At 67.3% G+C, this 24,076-nt stretch carries 20 protein-coding genes, 1 tRNA gene and 8 pseudogenes; 16 read left to right on the top strand and 13 right to left on the bottom strand.

All coding sequences use genetic code 11. From position 1 onward, the window contains the following. Window positions 1-25 precede the first annotated feature (25 nt). Together AAF143_RS11750 and dnaK are read right to left on the bottom strand one after the other, a co-directional pair. Window positions 26-959 (bottom strand): annotated as a pseudogene (locus AAF143_RS11750) (DnaJ domain-containing protein). Window positions 960-964: 5 nt separating this feature from the next. Continuing rightward, window positions 965-3,050, bottom strand: a pseudogene (gene dnaK, locus AAF143_RS11745) (molecular chaperone DnaK). 141 nt (window positions 3,051-3,191) lie between these two features. Between dnaK and pstC the strand changes: the two are divergent. The 3 genes and pseudogenes from pstC (at window position 3,192) to pstB (ending at window position 5,920) form a co-directional block, all read left to right on the top strand. After that, window positions 3,192-4,145 (top strand): phosphate ABC transporter permease subunit PstC, encoded by a 954-nt coding sequence (pstC, locus tag AAF143_RS11740; RefSeq protein ID WP_255007417.1) that lies wholly within the window; start codon window positions 3,192-3,194, stop codon window positions 4,143-4,145. An 8-nt stretch (window positions 4,146-4,153) separates the two neighbouring features. Continuing rightward, window positions 4,154-5,054: pseudogene (gene pstA, locus AAF143_RS11735) on the top strand (phosphate ABC transporter permease PstA). Window positions 5,055-5,101: 47 nt separating this feature from the next. Continuing rightward, complete coding sequence (gene pstB, locus AAF143_RS11730) at window positions 5,102-5,920, top strand: phosphate ABC transporter ATP-binding protein PstB (RefSeq protein ID WP_255007412.1); 819 nt, start codon at window positions 5,102-5,104, stop codon at window positions 5,918-5,920. A 291-nt stretch (window positions 5,921-6,211) separates the two neighbouring features. Here pstB and AAF143_RS11725 read toward each other — a convergent pair. Continuing rightward, window positions 6,212-6,297, bottom strand: a tRNA-Ser gene (locus tag AAF143_RS11725). Window positions 6,298-6,374: 77 nt separating this feature from the next. On the opposite strand from AAF143_RS11725, the gene AAF143_RS11720 reads away from it, so the two are divergent. From AAF143_RS11720 to AAF143_RS11685, 8 genes and pseudogenes are all read left to right on the top strand, one after another. Then, window positions 6,375-6,758, top strand: coding sequence for a 2Fe-2S iron-sulfur cluster-binding protein (locus tag AAF143_RS11720; protein WP_255007411.1), 384 nt, complete (start codon window positions 6,375-6,377; stop codon window positions 6,756-6,758). Further along, window positions 6,755-7,629: pseudogene (locus tag AAF143_RS11715) on the top strand (inositol monophosphatase family protein). The gene AAF143_RS11720 and the pseudogene AAF143_RS11715 overlap by 4 nt, the downstream one beginning before the upstream one ends. Window positions 7,630-7,661: 32 nt before the next feature. Then, a pseudogene (locus AAF143_RS11710) lies at window positions 7,662-8,832 on the top strand (ATP phosphoribosyltransferase regulatory subunit). Window positions 8,833-8,857: 25 nt separating this feature from the next. Continuing rightward, a complete protein-coding gene (locus AAF143_RS11705; RefSeq protein ID WP_255007405.1) occupies window positions 8,858-9,082 on the top strand; it encodes an indolepyruvate ferredoxin oxidoreductase subunit alpha in 225 nt (74 codons plus the stop codon). Window positions 9,083-9,205: 123 nt separating this feature from the next. Then, window positions 9,206-11,190: pseudogene (gene htpG / locus AAF143_RS11700) on the top strand (molecular chaperone HtpG). Between the two features lie 100 nt (window positions 11,191-11,290). Further along, the gene (gene rpmB / locus AAF143_RS11695) at window positions 11,291-11,527 is read left to right on the top strand and encodes a 50S ribosomal protein L28 (RefSeq protein WP_254939771.1); all 237 of its coding nucleotides are present in this window, start codon (window positions 11,291-11,293) and stop codon (window positions 11,525-11,527) included. Window positions 11,528-11,569: 42 nt separating this feature from the next. Further along, window positions 11,570-12,130, top strand: coding sequence for a peroxiredoxin (locus AAF143_RS11690; protein WP_255007403.1), 561 nt, complete (start codon window positions 11,570-11,572; stop codon window positions 12,128-12,130). An 85-nt stretch (window positions 12,131-12,215) separates the two neighbouring features. Continuing rightward, window positions 12,216-13,109, top strand: a complete 894-nt coding sequence (locus AAF143_RS11685) for a metallophosphoesterase (protein WP_261358878.1) — start codon at window positions 12,216-12,218, stop codon at window positions 13,107-13,109. 92 nt (window positions 13,110-13,201) lie between these two features. Here AAF143_RS11685 and AAF143_RS11680 read toward each other — a convergent pair whose 3' ends face one another. The 7 genes and pseudogenes from AAF143_RS11680 to csaB form a co-directional block, all read right to left on the bottom strand. Next, window positions 13,202-13,714, bottom strand: a complete 513-nt coding sequence (locus AAF143_RS11680) for a glycosyltransferase (RefSeq protein ID WP_414027496.1) — start codon at window positions 13,712-13,714, stop codon at window positions 13,202-13,204. Beyond that, window positions 13,602-14,162, bottom strand: coding sequence for a glycosyltransferase (locus AAF143_RS11675; protein WP_414027495.1), 561 nt, complete (start codon window positions 14,160-14,162; stop codon window positions 13,602-13,604). Before AAF143_RS11675 ends, AAF143_RS11680 begins: the two co-directional genes overlap by 113 nt. A 167-nt stretch (window positions 14,163-14,329) precedes the next feature. Then, a pseudogene (glnT, locus tag AAF143_RS11670) lies at window positions 14,330-15,626 on the bottom strand (type III glutamate--ammonia ligase). After that, window positions 15,623-16,279, bottom strand: coding sequence for a hypothetical protein (locus AAF143_RS11665; protein ID WP_414027077.1), 657 nt, complete (start codon window positions 16,277-16,279; stop codon window positions 15,623-15,625). The pseudogene glnT and the gene AAF143_RS11665 overlap by 4 nt, the downstream one beginning before the upstream one ends. Window positions 16,280-16,678: 399 nt before the next feature. Next, the gene (locus AAF143_RS11660) at window positions 16,679-17,455 is read right to left on the bottom strand and encodes a fatty acid desaturase (protein WP_414027076.1); all 777 of its coding nucleotides are present in this window, start codon (window positions 17,453-17,455) and stop codon (window positions 16,679-16,681) included. Beyond that, window positions 17,452-17,640 (bottom strand): hypothetical protein, encoded by a 189-nt coding sequence (locus AAF143_RS11655; protein ID WP_414027075.1) that lies wholly within the window; start codon window positions 17,638-17,640, stop codon window positions 17,452-17,454. The genes AAF143_RS11660 and AAF143_RS11655 overlap by 4 nt, the downstream gene beginning before the upstream one ends. Before the next feature lie 82 nt (window positions 17,641-17,722). Further along, window positions 17,723-18,832, bottom strand: a complete 1,110-nt coding sequence (gene csaB, locus AAF143_RS11650; RefSeq protein WP_414027074.1) for a polysaccharide pyruvyl transferase CsaB — start codon at window positions 18,830-18,832, stop codon at window positions 17,723-17,725. A 17-nt stretch (window positions 18,833-18,849) separates the two neighbouring features. On the opposite strand from csaB, the gene AAF143_RS11645 reads away from it, so the two are divergent. From AAF143_RS11645 to psaK, 5 genes are all read left to right on the top strand, one after another. Beyond that, a complete protein-coding gene (locus AAF143_RS11645) occupies window positions 18,850-19,140 on the top strand; it encodes a DUF2499 domain-containing protein (protein ID WP_255007393.1) in 291 nt (96 codons plus the stop codon). Continuing rightward, window positions 19,137-19,454 carry a DUF3593 domain-containing protein gene (locus tag AAF143_RS11640; RefSeq protein WP_255007392.1) on the top strand — a complete coding sequence of 106 codons (318 nt, stop codon included), beginning with the start codon at window positions 19,137-19,139 and terminating at the stop codon, window positions 19,452-19,454. The genes AAF143_RS11645 and AAF143_RS11640 overlap by 4 nt, the downstream gene beginning before the upstream one ends. 7 nt (window positions 19,455-19,461) lie before the next feature. Further along, entirely contained in the window at window positions 19,462-20,310 is an 849-nt protein-coding gene (locus tag AAF143_RS11635) for a transporter substrate-binding domain-containing protein (protein ID WP_414027073.1), read from the top strand. After that, on the top strand, window positions 20,292-20,588 hold the full coding sequence (locus AAF143_RS11630) for a hypothetical protein (RefSeq protein WP_414027072.1): 297 nt from the start codon (window positions 20,292-20,294) through the stop codon (window positions 20,586-20,588). The genes AAF143_RS11635 and AAF143_RS11630 overlap by 19 nt, the downstream gene beginning before the upstream one ends. A 66-nt stretch (window positions 20,589-20,654) precedes the next feature. Continuing rightward, window positions 20,655-20,912 carry a photosystem I reaction center subunit PsaK gene (gene psaK, locus AAF143_RS11625; protein ID WP_255007389.1) on the top strand — a complete coding sequence of 86 codons (258 nt, stop codon included), beginning with the start codon at window positions 20,655-20,657 and terminating at the stop codon, window positions 20,910-20,912. A gap of 21 nt (window positions 20,913-20,933) precedes the next feature. Here psaK and AAF143_RS11620 read toward each other — a convergent pair whose 3' ends face one another. From AAF143_RS11620 to dxs, 3 genes and pseudogenes are all read right to left on the bottom strand, one after another. Further along, complete coding sequence (locus tag AAF143_RS11620) at window positions 20,934-21,947, bottom strand: NAD(P)/FAD-dependent oxidoreductase (RefSeq protein ID WP_414027538.1); 1,014 nt, start codon at window positions 21,945-21,947, stop codon at window positions 20,934-20,936. A 98-nt stretch (window positions 21,948-22,045) separates the two neighbouring features. Then, a pseudogene (locus AAF143_RS11615) lies at window positions 22,046-22,105 on the bottom strand (hypothetical protein); the annotation flags it as partial. Window positions 22,106-22,140: 35 nt separating this feature from the next. Further along, window positions 22,141-24,051: a 1-deoxy-D-xylulose-5-phosphate synthase gene (gene dxs / locus AAF143_RS11610; RefSeq protein WP_255007386.1), complete on the bottom strand. Its 1,911-nt coding sequence runs from the start codon at window positions 24,049-24,051 to the stop codon at window positions 22,141-22,143. Between the last annotated feature and the right edge of the window lie 25 nt (window positions 24,052-24,076).

Here is a 24,076-nt window from a genome sequence, read left to right as displayed (position 1 = left end):
GAGATGAAGCGCGACTGACAGTTTCTCACTCCAGTTCATGGCCGAGCTGCTGAAGCCTGCGGTAGAGGGCTTCCTCGGCCTCGCTGAGCTCGTCGGGCACCATGATCCGGATCTCCACCAGTTGATCGCCCCGCTGCTGATCCAGCTCCAGGCCCCGGCCACGCAGGCGCAGCAAACGCCCACTGGAGGAGCCGGGCGGCACGCGCAGCTTCCACCGGCCCGGCCAGGGTGGGCACCACCACCGAACAACCCAGGGCGGCATCGGCCGGCATCAACTCCAGGGGGAAGGTCACCCGCAGGCCGTCGATGCGCAGGCCCTCGGCGGTGCGCACCCGGAGCTGCAGGAAATGATCACCGCCCCCGGGGGTCACCCCCGCAAGCCGCAGGCGCCAGCCATCCCCCGCCAGCGGAGGCGTCCAGACCTCCACGGTGGTGCCATCACTGAGCACCAGTTCGATCCGTTCGCCCGCCAGGGCCTGCTCCGGGGTGAGCTCCACCAGGGATTCCTGGTCGGAGGCTGCCTGCACCGGCGCTGGCGGCGCCGGGGAAGGGGTGACCGAGCCAGGGGCGGCCTGCTCCAGGTCTGGGGCCCCCTGCTCCCAGGCCGCTGCCGCCGTTGCGGGAGGTTCAGGCTCCGGCTCGCGGCGGCGGCCAAACAGGGTGTCCAGGTAGGTGTCGAAGTCGGGGAATCCCGTGGCGAAGGGGTCAGCGGCAGCGCCCGAGGCCGGATCGAAGCCCAGCTCAAAGGCCTGGCGCCGCTTCGGATCGGTGAGCACCGCATAGGCCTCATTGAGAAGCTTGAAACGCTCCTCGGCCACCGGATCGTTGCCGTTGAGATCCGGATGCCAGCGACGGGCCAACTGACGGAAGGCGCGTTTGAGGGTGGGGCCATCGGCACCGGGCTCCAGGCCCAGCACCGCCCAGTAATCCGAGCCGGCGGTGGTGCTGCTGCGGGTCACGCTGCTCAGACCTCCGACCAGGGGTCGTCGTCATAGGAGCGGCTGAGGGGCAGGGGCGCACTGGTGCGGCGCGCGGGGGCGTCGCGTTCGTAGCGGCGGGGCGCTGCCGGTGTGCGCTCCCGGCCGTAGGAGGGCTCCAACCAGGGGTCGCGGCCATAGCGGGGGAACCGCCAGGGCGATCCCAGTCATCCCACTCGTCGTCGGAGAACAGCTCGTCCTTGAGAGAGCCCAGTGTGTTCTTGAGGCCCTGCAGCGGATTGGATTCCTGCTTGCGTTCGTTGCTCAGGCGCCGATTGAGCCCATAGATCGCCTCCTGCAGCTGACTCACCGCCAGGTCCAGGTCCTGCAGGTCAGCGGCATCGCCTGGAGCGAGCAGATCATGAACCTCCCTCAGGGCCATCTCCACCGCCCGCTGCTGACGTTCGGCGCCGTAGGGCCCCAGCTCCAGGGCGGCGTCCCGGAGCCGCCGCTCCGCCTGGGCCACCAGGGTCTGGGCCCGGTTGCGGCGGTCGATCTCCACGCGCTTGCGGCGGTCTTCCCCGGCCTTGCGCTCCGCCTCCTCAAGCAGGGTGGCAATCTCCTCTTCGCTGAGGTTGGAGCCCCCTGAATCGAGACGCTCTGCTGCCGGCCGGTGGTGCGATCGGTGGCCGACACCTGCAGCAGACCATTGGCGTCGATGTCGAAGGAGACCTGCACCTGGGGAACGCCCCGAGGGGCCGGAGGGATGCCCGCCAGCCGGAATCGGCCGAGCGACTTGTTGCCCTCGGCCATCTGGCGCTCCCCTGGAGCACATGCACCTCCACGGAGCTCTGGTTGGCCTCCGAGGTGCTGAACAGATCCGATTTCCGCACCGGGATCGGGGTGTTGCGCGGAATCAGCACCTTCATCACCCCGCCGATGGTCTCCAATCCAAGCGAGAGAGGGGTGACATCGTTGAGCATCAGATCGCGGAGCTCGCCGGTGAGGATGCCGGCCTGAACGGCCGCGCCGATCGCCACCACCTCATCGGGGTTCACCGACTGGCAGGGCTCCAGGGGGATCAAGGTGCGCACCATCTCCTGCACCATCGGCATGCGCGTGCTGCCCCCACCAGCACCACATCGTCGATGTCCTCAGCGGCCAGGGCTGAATCCCGCAGAGCGCGTTGCACGGGCCGCAGCAAGCGGTCGAGCAGGTCGGGGCAGAGCCCCTCGAAGACCCGCCGCTCCAAGGTGGTCTCGATGTGCAGCGGACCCTCCGGGCCGGTGGTGATGAAGGGCAGGGAAATCGGGGTGCTGGTGACGCCGGAGAGCTCCTGCTTGGCCTTTTCGGCCGCCTCGGTGAGCCGCTGCAGGGCCTGGCGGTCCCGGCGCAGATCGATGCTGTGCTCGGCCAGAAACGCCTCCGCCAGCCAGTCGACGACGCGCCGGTCCCAGTCATTGCCCCCCAGCTGGGTGTCGCCGCTGGTGGCCTTGACATCAAAGACGCCATTGGCGATCCGCAGCACCGAGACATCGAAGGTGCCGCCCCCCAGGTCGAACACCAGCACCCGTTTGACCGTGCTGCGGTCGAAGCCATAGGCCAGGGCGGCGGCCGTGGGCTCGTTGAGGATGCGCTCGACGCTGATCCCCGCCAGCCGGCCGGCATCGCGGGTCGCCTGGCGCTGGGCGTCGTCGAAATAGGCCGGAACGGTGATCACCGCCGCCTCCACCGGCTCGCCGAGGTAGGTGGAGGCGTCATCGACGAGCTTGCGCAGCACGCTGGCCACCAGCTCCTCGGGGGCATACTCCCGCTCGGTGGCCGGGCAGACCACCCGCACATTGCCCTGGTCGTTGGCCCGCACGGTGTAGGGCACCGATAGGCTGCCCTCCTCCAGTTCGCTCCAGTTGCGGCCCACGAACCGCTTCAGATTGGCAAAGGTGTTGCGGGGGTTCAGCACCATCTGGCGGCGGGCCAGTTGGCCCACCAGCAGGTCCTGATCACGGCTGAAGCCCACCACCGAGGGGGTGGTGCGCCCCCCTCGGCATTGGCAATCACCTGCGGCCGGCCACCTTCAAGAACCGCCACCACCGAATTGGTGGTGCCCAGGTCGATGCCGACGATTCGCCCCATACAACCCGCCGCCCCAGGAATCCGCCAACGGAGCACCCAAGGTAACGGGGCCAGCGGCCGCCCCCAAGGGGAGGCCTTAATCGATTCTTAGTGACGGGCGATGCCTGCCACACCTAGGTTTCGGCTGAAAGCTGAGTTTGCATGACGATCAGTTCGAACGGGGACCTGTTCACGCTGAAGCGCAGGCCCCCCAGCGAAAAACTCCTCGATCTCGGCTTCCGCCAACTGGTGATCGTGCTGGCTTCCCTGGTGGCGATCGTGCTGCTGGGAATCCTGCTCACCGTGATGCATGGTTCCGAGGAAGCCATCAAGCAATTCGGTCTCGGCTTTCTGGTGAACTCCGCCTGGAACCCCGTCAAGGAGGAATACGGGGCGTTCACGGCCATCTACGGCACGATCGTCAGCTCCCTGCTCTCGCTGCTGATTGCCGTGCCCCTTGGGGTGGGAACGGCGATCTTCATCACCGAGAACCTGATTCCACTCAAACTCCGCACCCTGATCGGGCTGATGGTGGAGTTGCTGGCGGCGATTCCATCGGTGGTGCTCGGCCTCTGGGCCATCTTCGTGATGGAGCCCTTCCTGCGGCCCCTGCTGACCTGGCTCTATGACGCCCTTGGTTGGCTACCGATCTTCAGCACCCAGCCCCAGGGCCCTGGCATGGCACCGGCGGTCCTGATTCTGGTGGTGATGATCCTGCCGATCATCACGGCGATCTCCAGGGATTCTCTCAATCAGGTGCCTCCTGAGCTGCGTCAGGCGGCCTACGGCATCGGCACCACCCGCTGGGGGGCGATTCTTCAGGTGATCCTTCCAGCGGCGGTGTCGGGCATCACCGGTGGCGTGATGCTGGCCCTCGGGCGGGCCATGGGTGAAACCATGGCGGTGACGATGATCATCGGCAATTCCAACAACTTCAGCGTCTCGTTGCTGGCTCCGGGCAACACAATCGCCTCAATGTTGGCGAACCAGTTCGGTGAAGCCGACGGTTCCCAGGTCTCCTCCTTGATGTACGCGGCCCTGGTGCTGATGGTGCTCACCTTGGTGGTGAACATCTTTGCCCAGTGGGTCGTCAAACGCCTCAGCCTGAAGTACTGAACCAACCCATGGCCTACGCCTCCACCGAAAAGCTGTTCGACCGGCAGTCGCTGCACAAGCAGCCAGAACTCGGGCGCAACCGCTGGAACCTCTTTTCACCTTTCTCACCGGCCTGTTCTCCCTGATCGCCGTTTTGCCTCTGGTGCTGGTGCTTTTGTACGTGCTGATCAAAGGCGGCTCACTTATCAGCATTGGTCTGCTCACGCAGCTCCTCCCGCCCCCGGCACCGAGGGCGGCGGCATCGGCAACGCCATCCTCGGCACCTTCCTGGTCACCCTGGTGGCCTCGTTGATCGCCATTCCTGTCGGCGTCGGCGGTGGGATCTACCTGGCGGAGTACTCCAAGGGCGGCTGGTTCCAGAGCTTCGTGCGTTTCGGCACCAACGTGCTGGCTGGCGTGCCCTCGATCATCTGCGGGGTGTTCATCTACGGCCTGATCGTCTCGACCCGAATCCTCTTCGGCGAGAGTTACAGCGCTGTGGCCGGAGGCATTGCTCTCTCGGTACTGATGCTGCCCACGGTGATCAAGACCACCGACGAGGGCCTCAAGCTGGTGCCCCAGGAGCTGCGCATGGGCGCCATCGGCGTGGGTGCTTCCAAGTTCGTCACCATCACCCGGATCACCCTGCCCACTGCCTTCACCCCGATTGCCACCGGTGTGGTGCTGGGCATTGCCAGGGCGGCGGGTGAAACCGCTCCGTTGATCTTCACGGCCCTGTTCTCTCCCTTCTGGGCTGAGGGTCTGCTCAAGCCGATCGCCACCATGTCGGTGCTGATCTTCAACTTCGCGATCATGCCTTACGAGGCCCAGAACGCCCTGGCCTGGGCTGCTTCCTTCGTGCTGGTGGTCCTGATCCTGGCGGCCAATCTGCTTGCCCGCTGGTTGAGCCGCTTCGCCTCCTCAACCTAAAGGCCGCTCCCCGTTCACCGCTCCCCACACTTCCATTCCTCTGTGTCATGACCGCCACCTCCCTCAGCCCCCAGTCGACGGCCAATTCGGACATCTGCATGTCCCTGGAGAACGTCTCGATCAGTTACGGCAGCTTCGAGGCCGTGCGCAACGTCTTCATGGAGATCCCCAAGGGCCAGGTGACGGCCTTCATCGGGCCCTCAGGCTGCGGGAAATCGACGGTGCTGCGCGGTCTCAACCGCATGAATGATCTGATCGAGGGTTGCAGCCTCAAGGGCCGAGTGGTGTTCGAGGGCCACGATCTCTATGCCCCCAACGTCGATCCCGTCGAGGTGCGGCGGCGCATCGGCATGGTGTTTCAGCGTCCGAACCCCTTCCCCAAATCGATCTACGAAAACATCGCCTTCGGCGCCCGCATCCATGGCTACCGCGGCGACATGGACGAACTGGTGGAGCGTTCCCTGCGCAAAGCGGCGATCTGGGATGAAACCAAGGACAAGCTCAAAGAGAGTGGCTATTCCCTCTCCGGCGGCCAGCAACAGCGTCTCTGCATCGCCCGGGCGATTTCCGTAGAGCCCGAAGTGATTCTGATGGATGAACCCTGCTCGGCCCTTGATCCGATTTCCACCTTGAAGATCGAGGAGATGATGCACGAGCTCAAGAAGAACTACACGATTGTGATCGTGACCCACAACATGCAGCAGGCCGTGCGTGTGTCGGATCAAACGGCCTTCTTCAACGCCGAAGCGGTGGAAGGCGGCAGCGGCAAGATCGGTTATCTGGTGGAGTTCGCCGAAACGGAAGCGATCTTCAACTCCCCCGCCCAGCAAGCCACCCTGGACTACGTCAGCGGCCGCTTCGGCTGACGGCCCCGCGTCCTACCGATGACCAGGCCAGGCAGGCGAGATGAGCGCTGATCGGCCATCCAGGGAAGCTGACAGAGGCCAGGGCACAATCAATAACTTAAAGCCACTCACAACAGTCGCGATTCATCAACGGCTCTTGATGATCGGGCTGCGGTGATCATGAAGGCGCAACAAGACGCCGCTCTCCTTGATACCCATGGGGCCAAGTTCCAGCCTTCAACAGGCTCCACCCTTGGCCCGGATGCCAACAGTGATCGCCATAAAAAAACCGGCCCTTGGGCCGGTTTTCAACGGAGAGGAGGGATTCGAACCCTCGATAGAGTTGCCCCTATACAGCATTTCCAGTGCTGCGCCTTCGACCACTCGGCCACCTCTCCAGGGGCTTAAATGGGGCAGAAGGCAATCTAGCAGCAGGCCTTCTCACCACTCGGGCGCCATCGGCGCTTCCCAGCCCATGTTCGAGGTCCAGACCGTGCGGCGATTCCCGATCACCGTGCATCACCGCCAGGCCGGGCGCACGATTGTGCTGGAGGTGCCGGAAGGGGAGTACATCCTGCGCAGCTTCGAGTCCCAGGGCGAACCGCTGCCCTTCAGCTGCCGTAACGGCTGCTGCACCGCCTGCGCGGTGCGGGTGCTCAGCGGCAGCATCGACCAGCGGGAGTCACTCGGCATCTCCCAGGCGCTGCGCAACAGGGGCTACGGCCTGCTCTGCGTGGCCAGGGCCCTGGGCCCCCTGGAGGTGGAGACCACCGACGAAGACGAGGTCTACGAGCTCCAGTTCGGGCGCCATTTCGGCCGGGGCAAGGTGCGGGCCGGCCTGCCCCTCGACGACGAATGAGACTTTCAGATCAGGCCGCTGCAGCGGCGGGACTGACGGCACTGGAAATCGAGCGCCTGGCGGAGGTGGCCCGCGCCGCCGCCCAGGCAGGTTCGCTGGCCCTTCGGGAGCACCTCGGCCGGCTGGAGCGCATCCGTGAGAAGGGCCGGGCCGGGGATCTGGTCACCGAAGCCGATGAGGCCGCCGAGACGGCCGTTCTGGAGTTACTGAGCGCCCAGACCCCTGAACTGGGGGTACTCGCGGAAGAAACCGGCCAAAGCGCGTTGAAAAGCGATCTACAGTGGTGCGTTGATCCCCTCGATGGCACCACCAACTTCGCCCACGGCTTCCCCTTTTCGCCACCTCGGTAGGTCTCACCTGGAGGGGTCAGCCCCTGTTGGGGGCCCTGGCGGCCCCGGCCCTGGAGCAGTTCTTCTGGGCCGCCCCGGGCCTGGGGGCATGGTGCAACGACAACCGCCTGGCGGTGAGCGGTTGCGAAGAACTGGGGTCGTCCCTGCTGGCCACGGGCTTCGCCTACGACCGGCACACACGGCTGGACAACAACTACGCCGAGTTCTGCTGGTTCACCCACCGCAGCCGCGGCGTACGCCGGGCCGGTGCCGCCGCCCTCGATCTGGCCTACGTGGCCGCCGGGCGTCTTGATGGCTACTGGGAGCGCGGCCTCTCCCCCTGGGACCTCGCCGCCGGAGTGGCGCTGGTGGAGCAGGCCGGCGGCATCGTCAGCCGCTACGACGGCAGCCCCCTGGAGCTGGGCGAAGGCCGCCTGATCGCCTGCGCCCCAGGGCTCCATAGAGCCCTGGTGGAGGGGCTTTCCGCCATCAGACCCCTGGACGGGGCCAGCTTCGGCGCCCCGGAACTGGACGCTCCATAGGATCGCCAACACAGCCCCCTCCCCCTTGTCCCATGGCCCTGCAACCTGCCGCCGGAGCCAGGGATCTCAACCCATGGGAGGTGGATGGCAACCGCCGCCTGCGCGAGCGGCTCGCGGCGGTCTACCGCTTGTGGGGGTACCAGGAGGTGGCCCCCCCAGCATCGAGCGGCTCGAAACCTTCGCGGCGGGCGGCGCCATCGATGGCCGGGAGGTGGTGCGGCTGGTGAGCGACGAGCCCCTGGGGCTGCGTCCGGAGATGACCGCCTCGATCGCCCGTGCCGCCTCCACTCGGCTGGCGGGCCGGCCCCGGCCCCTGCGCCTCTGGGCCAGCGGCGCCACCTTCCGCAGCTTCATCGGCGATTCCGGCAGCCAGCGGGTGCAGGAACAGCTGCAGAGCGGCGTGGAACTGCTGGGGGTTGCCGCCGCCGCCGCCGATGCCGAACTGCTGAGGCTGCTGCTGGCCTGCATCGAAGCCCTGGGCCTTGACGAGCGCCATCAATCCCGGCTGCTGCTGGGCCACCATGGCCTGCTCACGACCCTGCTGGCGCGCGTCCCAGCCGAGCAGCGCACCGCCGCCCGCAAAGCCCTGACCGGCTTCGATCCCCTCGCCCTGGCGGCCCTGCCGCTCGAGGCGAGCGACCGCCAGGCCCTGCAGCAGCTCATGCGCCTGCGGGGGAGCCCACGGCGGTGCTCTACCAACTGGAGCAACTGCTGGGGCCCAGTCCGCTGCTCAGGGATCTGGGCGCTGTGATCGGCAGCATCGCTCCGATGGCGGAACGGCTCGGGGTGTGCCTGCAGCTCGACCCCAGCTTCCAGCCTCAGTTCGATCTCTATGACGGGCTGGTGCTCCAGCTGGTCTGCCGCGGCACCGAAGCGCCGGTGGCGATCGCCAGCGGTGGCCGCTACGACGCCCTGGTGAGTCGTTTCGGGGGCAGCCCGGCCGCGGGGGTGGGCTTCAGTTTCCAGATCGAGGACATCCGCGAATTGCTGACGGGCCATGGCCCTGAGCCCAGCGCCGGCGGCCCGCTGCTGGTGGCCTACGCCGATGCCGACCTGCTGAGCGCCGCCCTCGACCGGCTGCAGCAGCTTCACAGCGAAGGCACGGCGGCCGAACTGCTGAGCGAACCCTGCCCGAGCCAGGCGGAGGCCGAACGGCTGGCGGCCTCCCGGGGGGCCCGTTCAGCGCTCTGGCTGGCTGCCTAGGATCGACGGCCTTTGCCGTCTGTTCATGGCCCACACGATCCTCACCGATGTCTGCGAGGGTGTGGCCGACTGCGTGGACGCCTGCCCGGTGGCCTGCATCCACCCCGGCAGTGGCGCCAACCGCAAGGGGACGGGCTTTTTCTGGATCGATTTCGACACCTGCATCGACTGCGGCATCTGCTTGCAGGTGTGTCCGGTGGAGGGGGCGATCGTGCCCGAGGAACAACCGCAGCTGCAGCGCCGGGGCTGAGGCGGCCGAGGCCGACCGCGGGTGGTCACGGGGGTGGTTCGGTGACCCGTCCCTGGCCGCCCTTGAGCGCCAGCGCGGCCGCTCCGTAAGGTCGCCTCACCACAGAGCGGAAACGCTGCAGCCATGGCCGTTCTCCAGGAACAGGGTCAGATCCAGATCCACACCGAGAACATCTTCCCGATCATCAAAAAGGCCGTCTATTCGGGCCATGAGGTGTTCCTGCGGGAGCTGGTGAGCAACGGGATGGATGCGATCAGCAAGCGGCGCATGGCCGCCATGGCCGGCGACTGCAGCGAGGGCGATGAGGGCCGCATCGCCATCAGCATCGATCGCGAGGCGAAGACGCTCACCATCAGCGACAACGGCATCGGCATGAGCGCCGATGAGGTGAAGCGTTACATCAACCAGGTAGCTTTCTCCAGCGCCGAGGAGTTCCTCGAGAAGTACAAGCGCGAAGACGACGCGATCATCGGCCACTTCGGCCTGGGCTTCTACTCCAGTTTCATGGTGGCCGCCCGGGTGGAGTTGGTGAGCCTGAGCGCCAAACCAGGCGCCGAGGCCGTGCGCTGGAGCTGCGACGGCTCCCCCAACTTCAGCCTCGATGCGGGCGAGCGCAGCGCAGCGGGCACCGACGTGATCCTGCACCTGCAGGAGGAGGAGCTGGAGTACATCGAGCCGGCCCGGATCCGCGCCTTGATCACCACCTACTGCGACTTCATGCCCGTGGAGGTGCAGCTCGAGGGGAAACCGTCAACAAGCGCCTGGCTCCGTGGCGCCAGAGCCCCCGCGACCTCACTGACAACGACTACATCGAGCTCTACCGCTACCTCTACCCATTCCAGGGGGACCCACTGCTCTGGGTGCACCTGAACACCGACTACCCCTACACCCTGCAGGGCATCCTGTTTTTCCCCAAACTCACCGGGCGCGGTGACTGGGAGAAGGGCGAGATCCGTCTGTATTGCAATCAGGTGTTCGTCAGCGATTCGATCAAGGAGGTGGTGCCCCGCTACCTGCTCCCCCTGCGCGGCGTGATCGATTCCCCCGACATCCCGCTCAACGTGAGCCGCAGCGCCCTGCAGACCGACCGCCGGGTGCGCTCAATCGGCGGTTTCGTGGCCAAGAAGGTGGGTGACCGGCTCAAGGAGCTGCACCGCGATGATCCCAGGCGCTACGCCGAGATCTGGGAGGGCCTGGCCCCGTTCATCAAGATCGGCGCCCTGGAAGACGACAAATTCGCCGAGCAGGTGGCGGATCTTGTGCTGTTCGGCACCACCGCTCCGCTGCAGGAACAGCCCGCCCAGCCCGAGGCCAGCGGCGACGCCGAAGGCGCCCCAGACAGCACAGGCGATGCCTGGGCCGATCAGGCGGACCAGCCCATCGATCCGATCCCGGACGGCCGCGGCAAGGCCTACACCACCCTGGCCGGCTACCGCAGCCGGCTCCCTGAGGCCAACGCCCAGCGCATCCTTTACTGCACCGATGAGGCGGGCCAGGCCGGTGCCCTGGCGCTCTGGAAGGGCCAGGGGGCCGAGGTGCTCCTGGCGGACACGGTGATTGACGCCCAGTTCATCCCCTGGCTGGAAGACCGCCACAACGAGCTCAAGTTCCAGCGGGTGGACGCCGAGCTCGACAGCAGCATCCAGGAGCAGGACAGCGAGCTGGCCGATGCCGAAGGCAAGGAGGGCTCCGAGAAGCTGCGCGATCTGTTCAAAGCGGCCCTGGCCAACGACAAGGTGACCATCCAGGTGCAGGCCCTCAAGGGCGAGACGGCCCCGGCGGCCCTGATCCTGCTGCCGGAGCAGATGCGCCGCCTCAACGACATCGGCGCCCTGATGGAGCAGCGTCTGCCTGGCCTGCCCGAGCACCACGTGCTGGTGGTCAATCGCCGTCACCCGCTGGTGGCCGGCCTGCTCAAGCTCTCCAGCGGCGCCGTGCTCACGGGCAGCGGCGGCAGCTCCCCCAGCCAGCAGCTGGCCGATGACCTGGGCCGCCACATCTACGAACTGGCCCGCCTGGCGGTGGGGGGCCTGGAGCCCAACCAACTGGCGGGCTTCCAGCAACGCAGCGCCGATCTGATGGGCCGGCTGATGGAACGGGGCTTCTAAGCGCCCCTGGCCCCAACGACGGGCCCAGAGGCCCCGCCGGTCAGTTGTTAAGATCCCAGTTCGGGTTTTTCTGCCCAGTCCAGTTGTATCGGTTGAAGTCATGTCCCGGGTTTGTCAGCTCACCGGCAAGCGCGCCAACAACGGCATGGCTGTCAGCCATTCCCACGTGCGCACCAAGAAACTCCAGCAGGTGAACCTGCAGGAACGCCGCCTCTGGTGGGCCGAGGGCAACCGTTGGGTGAAGCTGCGGGTTGCCACCCGCACCCTGCGCACCATCCAGAAGAAGGGCCTGGGTGCCTACGCCAAGGAGCTGGGCATCAACCTCGCCAAGATCTGAGCAGCGCCGGCTGCCATCGGCATCTCGCCTGATCTGAACGCCATGAACCGTCGTCAGCTGCTTGGCAGCCTCGGCCTCACCACCCTGGGCCTGCTGGCGTTTCCGCCGCAGGCCCTTTCCCTTGGCGGCCTATGGCCGGAGCTGGATCAACCAGCCCCCGACTTTGACCTGGCCGGAGTGGTGCCCGAGGCCGGTGAGGCGGTGGAGGCCCACAGGAGCTTGGGGGAGTTCGCCGGCCGCTGGCTGGTTCTCTACTTCTACCCCAAGGATTTCACCTCCGGTTGCACGCTCGAAGCCCGTGGTTTCCAGCGGGATCTGGCGGCCTTCCATGCCGCAGGCGCTGAGGTGGTGGGCGTCAGCGCCGATGACCCCGACTCCCATGCCGCCTTCTGCGGCAGTGAGAAGCTCGCCTACCCCCTGCTGTCCGACCCTGGCGGAACGCTGAGCTCGGCCTACGGCAGCTGGATCGCCCCCTTCTCCCAGCGCCACACCTTTCTGATTGATCCCCAAGGGGTGCTGCGGGCCAGCTGGCGGGCGGTGCGGCCCAGCGGCCACAGCCAGGAGGTGCTCGCTGCCCTCCAGCAACTGCAGGCCAATAGCTGAGCGGATCGCCCGCCAGTCCACACCGATAGCGTGGAGGCCCCTGCACTCATCGCGTGGAACCCAGGCTCATCAGCCGCCGAAACCTTTGCGGCTGCTCCTGGGCGGCGGGCTGACCGCTGGGCTGCTGCTGCGGCGAGGCGCCGGCAGCGAGGACGCCCTGGCGATCCCGGTTGGTGCGCCCACAGACTCCAGCTCCAGCGCCGCTGAACTGCGCTGGCTCGCCGTGGCTGATACCGGCGGCGGCAACTCGGCGCAGCGGGCCGTGGGGGCCCGGATGGCGGCGGTGCACCGCCAGCGGCCGGTGGATCTGGTGGTGCTCGGCGGCGACAACATTTACCCGAACGGTGACATCGCCCAGATCAAGGACATGTTCACCATCCCCTACAAATCTCTTTTGGAGGCCGGTGTGCCCTTCCATGCGGTGCTCGGCAACCACGACATCCGCACCGGCAACGGCAATCCCCAGGTGGCCTATCCGCCCTTCGGGATGAAGGGCCGCTGGTACAACCTGCGCCGGGGGCCGGTGGAGTTCTTCATGCTCGACACCAATGTCAACGCCGACTGGGGCCGCCAGTTGCCCTGGCTCCAGCAGGCCCTGGCCGCCAGCGCCGCTCCCTGGAAAGTGGTGGTCGGCCACCACCCGATCTATTCCTCGGGCTACTACGGCAACGACGGGGCGGCCCAGGCTCGACTCGGCCCCCTGTTCCGCCGCCACGGCGTGCAGCTCTACATCAACGGCCATGACCACAACTACGAGCGCACCAAGCCGATCGCCGGCACCACCTACCTGGTGGTCGGCGGCGGCGGGGCCTACCTGCGCGATGTGAACCCCAATGGGAACACGGCCCGGGCGATCAGCGTGCACAGCTTCGCGGAGCTGAGTGCCCGTGGGAACCAGCTCGAGATCCAGGCCTGGGACAGCAGCGGCAGCTCGATCGACCGGGCTGTGCTCGATCGCAGCGGCCAGCTGGTGGGCTGAGCTCCGCCGAGTTCAGGCCAGGGAGCGGCCCCGCCAGGTCCAGCCCCGACCCGTGACCGTCTTCCAGATCGAGGCCGGCACAATCAGGGCGATCAGCAGCCCCCCAGGGCGGCAAGCCACCAGTAGGTGATCGGTGTGCCGAAACGGAGCCGGCTCCAAACGCGCAAGGACAGTTGCAGGGCGATCGCGAGGCCACAGGGTGCCGCCAGGGCAGGGTCCATCACGGTCAGGGGAAGGAGCGCCCAGGGCACCGTGTACAACAGCAGCACCAGTCCCGCACTGCCAAGGGCTGCGGCGGGGTTGCGATCAAGGCCCAGGTACCAGTTCTTGGTCCAGCCCTCCCAGAGGGCCGCCAGGTTGCGGTACATCCGCACCGCCACCAGCTCGGTACCGATCAGATAGCGCAGCCGGTGGCCGCTGGTCTTGATCGCCCTGGCCAGGGCCAGGTCTTCAACCACCTCTGCGGCCACGGCGCCATGGCCACCGATCGCCTCATAGGCCCTGCGACGAAACAGCATGAAGGGGCCAGCCGCGAAGGCGGTGGTCTCGGAGGGATCGTTGCTCTCTTCCAACGAAAATGCCAGACCGAGCAGGCTGGCCACAATCGGCTGCACCAGCCACTCGGCCAGGCAGCCACAGACGAGCCGAGGTGCCAGGGTGAGCAGATCGGCGCCCGACCTCTCCCCAGGGCTCCGGCTGAACCTGAAGCCTCAAAGAGAGCAGCCGCCAGGGCCTCGGGATCCAGGCGCACATCGGCGTCCAGGAACAGCAACCACTGGCCGGAGGGATCTCCGGGGGCCAAGGCAACGCCGCCGCCCTGCTGGCGGGCCAGTTCTTGCCACACCAGCGCTCCCCTGGGGGACGGGGTCCAGCCTCAAGGATCCGCACCAGGGGAAGAGGCTCCGTACGCAGGCGGATCGCTTCGGAGGCCAGATCAACGGTGCCATCGCTGGAACCGTCGTCCATCACCACCAACTCCCAGGGCAGACCGGGATCCCGGTTGGCAAGAATGGCTTCGAGGCAATCAACGACATTGTCCCGTTCGTTGAACACCGGTACAACGACGCGCAGGAAGGTTCCGCATTGCACAGCCGGCTCAGTGGTGCCCTCGGCCGGCAGGGCCTGGAGGCGTGGGGCGTTGCCAAAGCGAATTTCCAGCAGAAGCAGAAGCAGGGCCAGCCCCAGGGCAGCCGACCAACCGAGAGGCTCAAGAATTTGAATCAACAATCGAGGGTGTGCTCCCGCTCCAAGGAGCTGACCTCACTGTTGAACTGCTGCCACTGGCGCCCCCGCAGACGCTCGTAGGCCCGGCAGAAGGGTTCACCGAGGCTCTGGCGCAGGCGGCCGTCGGCGGCGAAGGCCGCCAGGGCTTCTCCGAGGTTGCCGGGCAGGGGGCGCTGCACGGGGCCGGCGCCGGGGTCGGCGTAGCTGTCGTTGTCGGAGCGGGGGCCTGGATCCAGCTGGCGCTCGATGCCATCGAGGCCTGCCGCCAGGATCACCGCCTGCAGCAGGTAGGGGTTGGCGGCCCCATCGGGCAGGCGCAGCTCCAGGCGCTGGTCATCGGGGATGCGCACCATGTGGGTGCGGTTGTTGCCGCTGTAGCTGATGCCCCCGGCGACCAGGTGGCGCCGGAGCTGGTGGGGGGCGCCGCCAGGCGGCGGTAACTGTTGACCGTGGGGTTGGTGAGACAGCTGAGGGCGGGGGAATGATCCATCAGGCCCGCCAGGAAGTGGTAGGCCAGGGCCGAGAGCCCCAGTTCACCGGCCGGGTCATGGAACAGGTTGCGGCCCTGGGCATCCCAAAGGGAGATGTGGCAGTGGCAGCCGTTGCCGGTGAGGCCACCGAAGGGCTTGGGCATGAACGTCGCCCGGCCCCCATGGCGCTCCGCCAGGGTCTTCACCATCACCTTGAAGAAGGCGTGGCGATCGGCCGTGACCAGGCCGTGGTCGAAGGTCCAGTTCAGCTCGAACTGGCCGTTGGCATCCTCGTGGTCGGCCTGATAGGGCCCCCATCCGAGGGTCTCCATCGACCCCAGTAATTCGGCCACCAAAGGCAGCTGACGCATCAGCGCCAGCTGGTCGTAGCAGGGCTTGCTCTGGCGATCGCCCGCATCGAGGAGGGCCTCGCCGCTGGAATCGAGCAGAAAGAACTCAGCCTCCACGCCACTGCGGAGGCTGAAGCCCAGCCGTTCGGCCCGCTCCAGCTGTCGCTTGAGCACCTGGCGCGGCGATTGCTCCATCGCCACCCCATCGAGCGCCAGATCACCCGCCACCCAGGCCACATCCGGCTGCCAGGGCAGGGGCATCAGGCTGCTGGGATCCGGGATGGCGAGCACATCGCCATCGGCGGGGAGAGATCCAGCCAGGCGGCGAAGCCCGCAAAACCGGCCCCACCGCGCTCCATCGCCGCCATGGCGCTGGCGGGCACCAACTTGGCCCGCTGCACCCCGAACAAATCGGTGAACGACACCAGGAAGTGGGCGATGCCGTTGGTGTGGGCGTAGGCCTGAAGGCTCATGACGGAAAAGCGGCGGAGATGAAGGAAAGGGGAAAAAGCTCAGAGCGGTGAGGGCAGAGCCCACAGCCGCTCCACGGCCGCCCGCAGCTGGGCCTGCTCAGGCGGGCTGTCGCGGGGTTGCCGGCCCGGTGGCCCAGCACCGACTCGATCACCTCGAACTGGGCGCCGGGGATCAGGGCCGCCTCGGTGGCCATGTCATCCACCGTGAAATAGAGGTCGTGACGGCCGGCCACCACGGCGGTGCGGGCACGGATTGAGCCCAGGGCGGCGGCCAGATCGCCCTGGTGGGGCGCTCCAGCGGCCACGTCATGGGCGAGCCAGGTGTCGAGCATGGCGATCAGGTTGCGGGGGTCATGGCGCCGGTAGGCGGGCAGCCAGCGGGTCTCGACGTAGTCGCCCAGGCTGATCGGACCTTCCGCCAGGTGATGGCCTTCGCCGTAGAAACGCTGGCTGGCGGCCCAGCTGGCATAGATCAGGGCAAAGGTGCATAGCCCCTGGAGCGGTTCGCCATCGAAGCCCTCACCCGTCCAGTGGGGATCGGCGGTGAGGGCCTGGCGCAGGCTGAGCAGGAACAGCTGGTTGTGGGGGAGGTGCGGGCCGTGCCGCAGAGGCAGCAGAGCCTCTCCACCGCCTCGGGATGGTCCACCGCCCATTGGTAGCCCTGCTGGGCCCCATGGACCAGCCGTAGATCATCGCCAGCCGCTCAATCCCGAACTGCTCCCTCAGCAGGCGCCGTTGGGCGCTCACATTGTCGCGGTGGGAGACCACCCATCCGGTTTCCGCCAGGCCCATGACCCCATCGCTTGGGCTGCTGGACAGCCCGTTGCCCAGCATGTTGACGATCACAATGAAGTGACGATCCGGATTCAGCACCGGCCCCACCACCCAATCGATGTCACCGGGATGGGCGCCGTAGGAGGTGGGATACAGCACGGCGTTGCTGCGTTCTCCGTTCAGGGTGCCGAAGCTGCAGTAGCTCAGCTGGGCCTGCGGGATCGTGCGGCCGCACTGGAGCTCAACGTCACCGAGGGCAAAGCTGCCGGAGCTGACACTCACGCCTGGACGCCCGATCCAGGCAAGCCGAGGCTGGGCAAACGGCCGAGTAACCAGCGGTGCACCGCCAGATAGCCCCGGTCCAGGTGTTTCAGGTGGGGACCGATGAGTACGTGGGCCGCCGGCAGGGCGTGGAACGGCAGCGAGGGATAGAGGTGGTGCTCGGCATGGAAGGGCATGTTCCACATCAGCCAGCGCACGGGCGCCAGGGTGAGTGTGGTGCGGGTGTTGGTGGTGCCGTCGCGATCGAAGCTGCAGCCCCCGTGCTCGGCCAGCAACAGGAACCGCAGGAACGGCTGACCCACCAGCAGCGGCAGCAGCCAGTACCAGAGCAGAAAACCATTGCCTCCCGGCAGCGAGAGCAGGGCCAGGGCGCCATAGACGGCAAACTGCCAGCGCACCGAGCGGCGCACCTGGGGGATCACCTCAGGGCTCAGGTACGGCATGGCCGAGAGATCGGCCCCCAGCAACTGGCGACCGTGGCTGCGGAGCTTGCCGGTCCACCAGTTCCAGCCGCTGATCTCGAGCACGTAGCCCCAGAGGCTGGTGGGCGCAGGATCCTCCAGCTCCGGGTCGAGCCCAGGGAGGTGGGTGTAGCGGTGGTGCCACTGGTGGTAGCGGCGGTAGAAGGTGGCGTTGTAGAAGCTCAGCAGCCCCGCCAGCCAGGCGGCGCCGTCGTTGAGGCGACGATCGGCGAAGGCGGTGCGGTGGCCGCATTCGTGCATCGGCGCGAAGCAGGTGGCCAGGCCCACCCCCAGGGCCACAAGAGCGATCAAACGCAGGGGCAGGGGAGGCCGACCTGGCCCCAGAGCAGGCCCGCCACAACGATGAAGGCCAGATGGCTGGCGGCCCGCACGGCGGCGGCGCCATTGCTGCCCACGTTGAGTTGGGCCAGCTGCTCCTTGTTCAGCAGGGAGCCGGCCGGGGTCAGGGGTTCAGGTACGGAAACGGTGCGCGTCATGAGGACAGTTCACCAGAGCGCCGGGGGGCCTTTGGTAAGCATCATCACCAATGGCGCCCATGGGTTGGGCTCTGGGCGGGGCTCAGGGCGCCGATGGGGGCAGGCCCTCGAGGAGCAACTGCTGGTGCACGGCAGTGGCCTGGCGCAGGGTCTCGATCCGGGCCGGATCCGTGGGCCGATCCAGCAGCGGTTGCCACCGGCCCAGCAGCTCAACGACCTGCAAGGGACCATCGAGATCCAAACAGGGGCAATCAAATCCATCGGCGGCCGACCGCACCTTGGGGTCATAGCTGAGGGCGGCAGTGGGGGCCCCCGAGAGAGCCGCCAGGATCAGGGCATGGAGACGCATCGCAATCACCAGCGACGCCCCCTCGAACAGCGCCATGGCCTCAGCCGGGCTGCCCGCCATCACGGTTTGGCTCCGGCGGGCCAGCGCCGGCGGCAGCCAGTCCCTGCGCTTCAGCTCCTCCAGCAGAGCAGCGTCCTGATCCTGATGAAAGGGAAGCCAGTGCACCGGCCGATCCGCCTGCTCCGCCAGCTGGTCGAGGGCCTCCAGCAGCCGGCGCCACTGGGCTTTCTCCAGCAGCGGGCTGAATCGCCAGCAGAGCAGGATCGGTCCACCGTCCCCCTGCCACTGGCCGAGGGGCAGCGCCCAGACCGGGTCGCTGCCGCTGGCGGCGCGCACCCCCCAGCGGGCCGCCAGGGCCGCCGAGGCAGGATCGCGCCAGCTGATCCCCGAGGCGAGGGGCAACACCAGCCGCACCAGCAGGCGGCTGCAGCGCCGATGGAGCGGGCCCAACCCCTGCGCCCAGAGCAGCACGGGCCGTCCCCGCAGGCGGGCGGCCGCGATCAGCAACGCGTAATAGACGAGGCTCCGGAAACTGGTGGCGTCCTGGAGCAGGCTGCCACCGCCAAGCACCAGGGCATCGCAACCGCTCAGGGCTGACAACACCGCCCTCAGGCGGCGGCGGGGGCAGGTGTCCACCCCGAAGCGGGATTGCACCTGGGCCTGGTCGTGGGCGGTGACCAGGGGCCGCTGATCGGGCGGAAGCTGGGCCAGCAGGGCCGCCAGCAGGGCGTCATCGCCAAGGTTGTGCTCGCCGTAATAGCCACAGAGCAGGGGCCGCATCAACAGGGGCGCATCAAAGCCGGGGCCGCAGCAGCCCCTCCGGCTCCGTACATTACGAACCACGGTCGGTGCGGGGCACCATGCACGCCCTTTCGGTACCCACCTGGTGGATCCACATCACTTCGGTGCTGGAGTGGGCCCTGGCGATGCTGGCGGTGCAGCACTGGGGGCGTCAGCGTCAGGAACCTGAGTGGACCTGGCTGGCCCTGGCGATGGTGCCGGCCCTGGTCAGCGCCATGGCCGCCTGCACCTGGCACCTGTTCGACAACGCCGCCGAACTCCAGGGGCTGGTGGTGTTCCAGGCGGCCACCACCTTGGTGGGCAATGGGGCCATGGCCGGTGCCGCCTGGCAGCTGATGCGGACCCGATGAATGAGCTTCTCAGCGGCCTGCTGCGCGACTGGGCCCGCTTCGATCCAGCCCCGCTGTTCGTGCTCTCCCTGGTGCCCTACCTGGCGTTCCTGTGGTGGGCCAGCCGCAGCGGCCGCTTTCCGCCCCTGGCCCTGCGGGGCTTTCAGATGACCCTGGTGTTCGTGGCGGTCACGATCGTGGCCGCCGTGGTGGCCCAGCAGACGTACGGCGCCCAGCTGGCCGATGTGGACCCCCTCCATGGCGGGGCTGAGGCCTTTTTGACCCTCAGCAACCTGCTGGTGCTGCTGGGGTTCAGTGCCCGCGCCAAATCCTGATCGATCCATGAACCGCCTTCGCTGCTTGGTGGTGGCCCTGACGGCCACGGGGCTGATGCTGACCCCAGCGGGCACGGGCGCGGGGGCCGCCTCAGTGCTGCGCGTGGGGGTGACCGATGGCTCCCAGCCCTGCAGCTACAGGCAGGACGACGTCTGGAAGGGGTTCGCGGTGGAGTTGTGGCAACAGCTGGCAAGCCGAGAAGGCCTGCCGTACGTGTTCAGCGCCTGGCCCTCCACTGCGGCCCTGCTGCAGGCCACCGATCGCGGTGTCATCGATGTGGCCGTGGGCTGTCTGAACATCTCCTCAGAACGGCTCAAGCGCTACCGCTTCAGCTTGCCGATCCAGGAAGGTGGCCAGTCGTTGCTGGTGCGCCGCGATCGACTGGCCCTCGGCCAGGCGATCGCGGCCGCCCTGTTGGCGCCGGACCTCCTGCAGCTTCTGGGTGGTTTTCTGGCGGCCATCCTGCTTGTCACCGTGGCCCTGTGGTGGGTCGAAGGGCACCGGTCCAACCCCGAAACCAAACGCAGGGGATGGCGGCGCAGTTTCGCCAAGGATTTCCAGATCCTGGCCACCGGGCCCGGCACCAACACCGTGGCCACCACCACGAGGGGCCACAGTTTGGTGCTGCTGAGTTATCTGATCCGCATCGTCGCGGCCTCGCTGCTGGTGAGCTATGTCACCGTGAACGTCGTGCGTGCCCCCTTTCGGCCGGTGACGGGACCATCCGCACGTTTCGGGATCTGGGAGGCAAACGGGTGGCGGCCCGGCCCGGCAGCATTAGTGAGCAACTCCTGGTGGAGATCAATCAACTCGGTGCCCAGCCAACGATCAGGATCGTGCCCCTGTCGCGGGTGAGCGATGCAGGGCGACTGATCACGGGCGGGCTCGCCGATGCCGTACTGGCCGACGACCTGCAATTGGAGTATGTGCTCCAGGGACTGGATCGGAGCCGTCTCGAGTTGGTGATGCGGGGCATCCGTCCCGAGTCTCAGGCCTTTGCCTACAGCCCGGAGCTCCCAGGGTCGATCACCGACCGCATCGACCTGGCGATCAGCGCGCTCAAGGGGAGCGGCGCCGTGGCCAACCTGCGCCGCAGCGCCATCGCACCGGCCGGAAGTGCTCCTGGGCGATGAACAAGTCTTAAGCGCGCTTCACCACGCTGGGGAAGACCCGGAAGATGGGGCGTCGCTCCCCAATCCATGATCACACCTCTCCTGGCTATCGCCCCCGCCTCGCTTTCCTGGTCGCCGAAAGTGGCCCTGGTGATGATCGTCGCCAACGTGATCGCGATCGGCATCGGCAAGGCCACCATCCAGCAACCCAACGTGGGCGCCAAACTGCCCAACTCCGCCTTCTTCGGCGGCATGAGCCACGCTTCTCTGCTGGCCACCACCAGCCTGGGGCACATCTTCGGCATTGGCGCCATCCAGGGCCTGGCCGCCCGCGGCGTGCTCTGAATCCGGGCTCCCCGGCTGGCCTCAGCGCCAGCCCAATAGATCAGGCAGCGCCCGCAGCCCATAGCGCTCGAAGCGGTAATCAAACAGCAGGGCAGAGAGATCCTCTGCCCTGTTTTTGCGTTCAAGACCCCTCAGCAGCCCGTCGAGACGCCGGTCGGCCTGGGAATTCCTCAGGCCCAGCCAGGTGCGTCGCGCCAGGCGGCCGCTCAGACCCCAGCGCCAGCCCAGGGCCCGGCGCAGGCGTTTCGGATAGAGATCCATCAGATGGTCGGCCCGAGTCGGGTGCCGCAGGGCCTCGGCCAGCAACGGCGCCAGCACCTGGCTGCTGGTCATGGCGTGGCGAATGCCCTCGCCCCCCAACAGATTGGCGGTGCTGACGGCATCCCCCAGGGCCATCAGACGGCCGCGACGATGGCTCTCCCGGCGGCCGATGGTGCTGCGGATCAGGCCGCCATGGCGATCCAGCACCCGGTGGTCGCCCAGGCCCAATCGGCTGATCAGCCGCGCCAACAAGGGCCCCAGGGCCGGCTGGGGGCTCGCCGGATCCATCAAGCGGCACACACCCACCTTGAGCTGGCCCGGTTGCATTGGAAACACCCAGCCGTAGCCCTGGGGAACCCAGTCGGAGCCGAGGCAGAAGCTGAGCCGATCGGCCCAGGGCTGCCAGCGTTCCGGTGGCAGCTCAATCAGCCACTCCACCCCCAGCCCCTCCACCAGTGGATCGCGGCCGGGGGCTGGATCGCCGATCAGCCCTCGCTCCTGACCGGTGGCATCGACCACCCAATCACTGATCACCTCGGTGCGGCCTCCTCCAGGGAGACGCAGGCGCGTGCACATCCCGGCGGCGACGGGCTGGCAGCCCTGGGCGGTGGCTCCCAGCAGCAGATCAGCGCCCCAGCCGCGGGCTTCATCCGCGAGCCACTGGCGCAGGGCGCCGAACTCCAGCACCACCCCCAAAGGACGATCGGAAGCCCATCCGCGCCGCTGCTCTCCAGGCCCCAGCAGCTGCCACTGGCTCCAGCGACTCGCCACCACCTGGGCCGGAAGCTCCAGCCGTTCGATGGCCGCCAGGGGAGGGCGGCGCTGCTGAAGGCCGCCTGGCTGAGGTCCGGCAAGCGGTCCACCAGCAACACCTCCACCTGGGCACGGGCCAGGCGCCGGGCCAGATCAGCTCCCCCTGGTCCGGATCCCACCACCAGCACCTGGCAGCGGAACGCTGGAGCCAGGTTCAAACGGCGAGAGGCTGACGGCGGATTGCGGCCCCGAAGCGCTCCAGGATGCGGTCGGCCATCTGCGGCGGTGTGAGCCCCAGGGCCTGCTTGCTCTGGTCCGGGCTGGCGTGGTCGACGAGTTGATCAGGGATACCGATGCGCAAGGTGGGCACAAGCACCTCCAGATCACTGAGAGCCTCCACCACCGCGGCACCGAAACCACCGGCCAGGGCGCCTTCTTCCATGGTCACCAGCCGACCGATGCGCCGGGCCATGGGAGCGATCAGGGCCTCATCGAGGGGCCGCAGGAAACGGGCATTGATCACCGAGGCCCTCACCCCCTGCTCCTGGAGGAGCCCAGCAGTGGCCATGGCCGGCGCCACCATGGACCCGTAGGCCACGATCAAGAGATCATCACCATCGGCGAGCTGCTCAGCCCGGCCGATCTCCAGGGGCTCCCAACCCTCCTCCATGAGCGGAACCCCTTCGCCCTCGCCGCGGGGGAAGCGGATCGCGCAGGGGCCGCTGTGCTGAATGGACGTCACCAACATGCGCTGCAGCTCGGCCTCGTCCTTGGGGGCCATGACCGTGAAGTTGGGGATGGCCCGCAGGTAGCTGATGTCGTACTGGCCCTGGTGGGTGGGGCCATCGGCCCCGACGATGCCCGCCCGATCGAGCACGAAGGTGACCGGCAGCTTCTGAATCCCCACATCGTGGATGAGCTGGTCGAAAGCACGCTGCAGGAAGGTGCTGTAGATCGCCACCACGGGCTTGAGGCCGGCGGTGGCCATGCCGGCGGCCATGGTGACGGCGTGCTGCTCGGCGATGCCCACGTCGAAGTACTGCTTCGGCAGGGACTTCTCCAGCAGATCGAGGCCCGTGCCGGTGGCCATGGCGGCGGTGATGCCGACCACAGTGGGGTCCTGCTCGCAGATCTTGACCAGGGTCTGGCCGAAGACCTTGCTGTAGCTCGGGGGCTTGGGCTTGCTGGAGGGGAAGGCCTTGCCGGTTTTCAGATCGAAGGCCGACTGGGCGTGGTAGCCCACCTGATCGGCCTCGGCGTAGGGGTAGCCCTTGCCCTTGGTGGTGGCCACATGCACCAGCACCGGCCCCTCGCTGCGATGGGCCGCCTGGAAGGTGCGCACCATCTCGGCGATGTTGTGACCATCGATCGGGCCCATGTAGGTGAAGCCCAGCTCCTCGAACACCGCGCCAACCTTCGGCACCGCTAACCGCTTCATGCTCTCTTTGAGGGTCTTGAGCTCGCTGGGGAGCTCCCCGTGCAGGAAGGGAAGGTGCTTGATCGCCTCCTCGGCGTTCCCGGAGAGGAATTGCACCGGCGGACTCAGCCGCATGCGGTTGAGGTAAGTGGAAAGGGCCCCCACCGGTGGGCTGATCGACATGTCGTTGTCGTTGAGGACCACCAGCAACCTGGTGTGGGGCAGGTGACCGGCGTGGTTGATCGCCTCGAGGGCCATGCCGCCGGTGAGGGCCCCATCGCCGATCACAGCCACGCACTTGAACTCCTCGCCCCGGCGGTCGCGGGCCAGGGCCATGCCCAGGGCGGCCGAAATGCTGGTGGAGGCGTGGCCGGCGCCGAAATGATCGAAACGACTCTCGGAGCGTTTGAGATAGCCCGCCACACCCGAGCGCTGGCGCAGGGTGTGGAATTGGTTGTAGCGGCCGGTGATCAGCTTGTGGGGGTAAGCCTGGTGCCCCACATCCCAGACCACCCGGTCGTGGTCGAGGTCAAGGGTTTGGTAGAGGGCCAAGGTGAGCTCCACCACCCCCAGACCAGGGCCCAGGTGACCGCCGCTGGTGGAGACCACCTCCAGATGTTTCTCGCGAATCTGGCGGGCGATCGCCTCGAGTTCAGCAACGCTGAGCCCATGCAACTGATTCGGATGGCTCAGCTCACTGAGATGCATGCGCGACCGTTCCGATTCAGTCAAT

The sequence above is a fragment of the Cyanobium sp. ATX-6F1 genome (assembly GCF_047395825.1).
Classification (GTDB): Bacteria; Cyanobacteriota; Cyanobacteriia; order PCC-6307; family Cyanobiaceae; genus ATX-6F1.
Note: the sequence above shows the minus strand (reverse complement) of the source record. Positions and strands in the feature narration are given on the sequence as shown.

Bases quoted from the DNA above. Each gene is read 5' to 3' on its own strand.
- pstC (WP_255007417.1), top strand. From the start codon at position 3,192: ATGACGATCAGTTCGAACGGGGACCTGTTCACGCTGAAGCGCAGGCCC.
- pstB (WP_255007412.1), top strand. From the start codon at position 5,102: ATGACCGCCACCTCCCTCAGCCCCCAGTCGACGGCCAATTCGGACATC.
- AAF143_RS11720 (WP_255007411.1), top strand. From the start codon at position 6,375: ATGTTCGAGGTCCAGACCGTGCGGCGATTCCCGATCACCGTGCATCAC.
- AAF143_RS11705 (WP_255007405.1), top strand. From the start codon at position 8,858: ATGGCCCACACGATCCTCACCGATGTCTGCGAGGGTGTGGCCGACTGC.
- rpmB (WP_254939771.1), top strand. From the start codon at position 11,291: ATGTCCCGGGTTTGTCAGCTCACCGGCAAGCGCGCCAACAACGGCATG.
- AAF143_RS11690 (WP_255007403.1), top strand. From the start codon at position 11,570: ATGAACCGTCGTCAGCTGCTTGGCAGCCTCGGCCTCACCACCCTGGGC.
- AAF143_RS11665 (WP_414027077.1), bottom strand. From the start codon at position 16,279: ATGGGCGGTGGACCATCCCGAGGCGGTGGAGAGGCTCTGCTGCCTCTG.
- AAF143_RS11655 (WP_414027075.1), bottom strand. From the start codon at position 17,640: ATGACGCGCACCGTTTCCGTACCTGAACCCCTGACCCCGGCCGGCTCC.
- AAF143_RS11645 (WP_255007393.1), top strand. From the start codon at position 18,850: ATGCACGCCCTTTCGGTACCCACCTGGTGGATCCACATCACTTCGGTG.
- AAF143_RS11640 (WP_255007392.1), top strand. From the start codon at position 19,137: ATGAATGAGCTTCTCAGCGGCCTGCTGCGCGACTGGGCCCGCTTCGAT.
- AAF143_RS11635 (WP_414027073.1), top strand. From the start codon at position 19,462: ATGAACCGCCTTCGCTGCTTGGTGGTGGCCCTGACGGCCACGGGGCTG.
- psaK (WP_255007389.1), top strand. From the start codon at position 20,655: ATGATCACACCTCTCCTGGCTATCGCCCCCGCCTCGCTTTCCTGGTCG.
- dxs (WP_255007386.1), bottom strand. From the start codon at position 24,051: ATGCATCTCAGTGAGCTGAGCCATCCGAATCAGTTGCATGGGCTCAGC.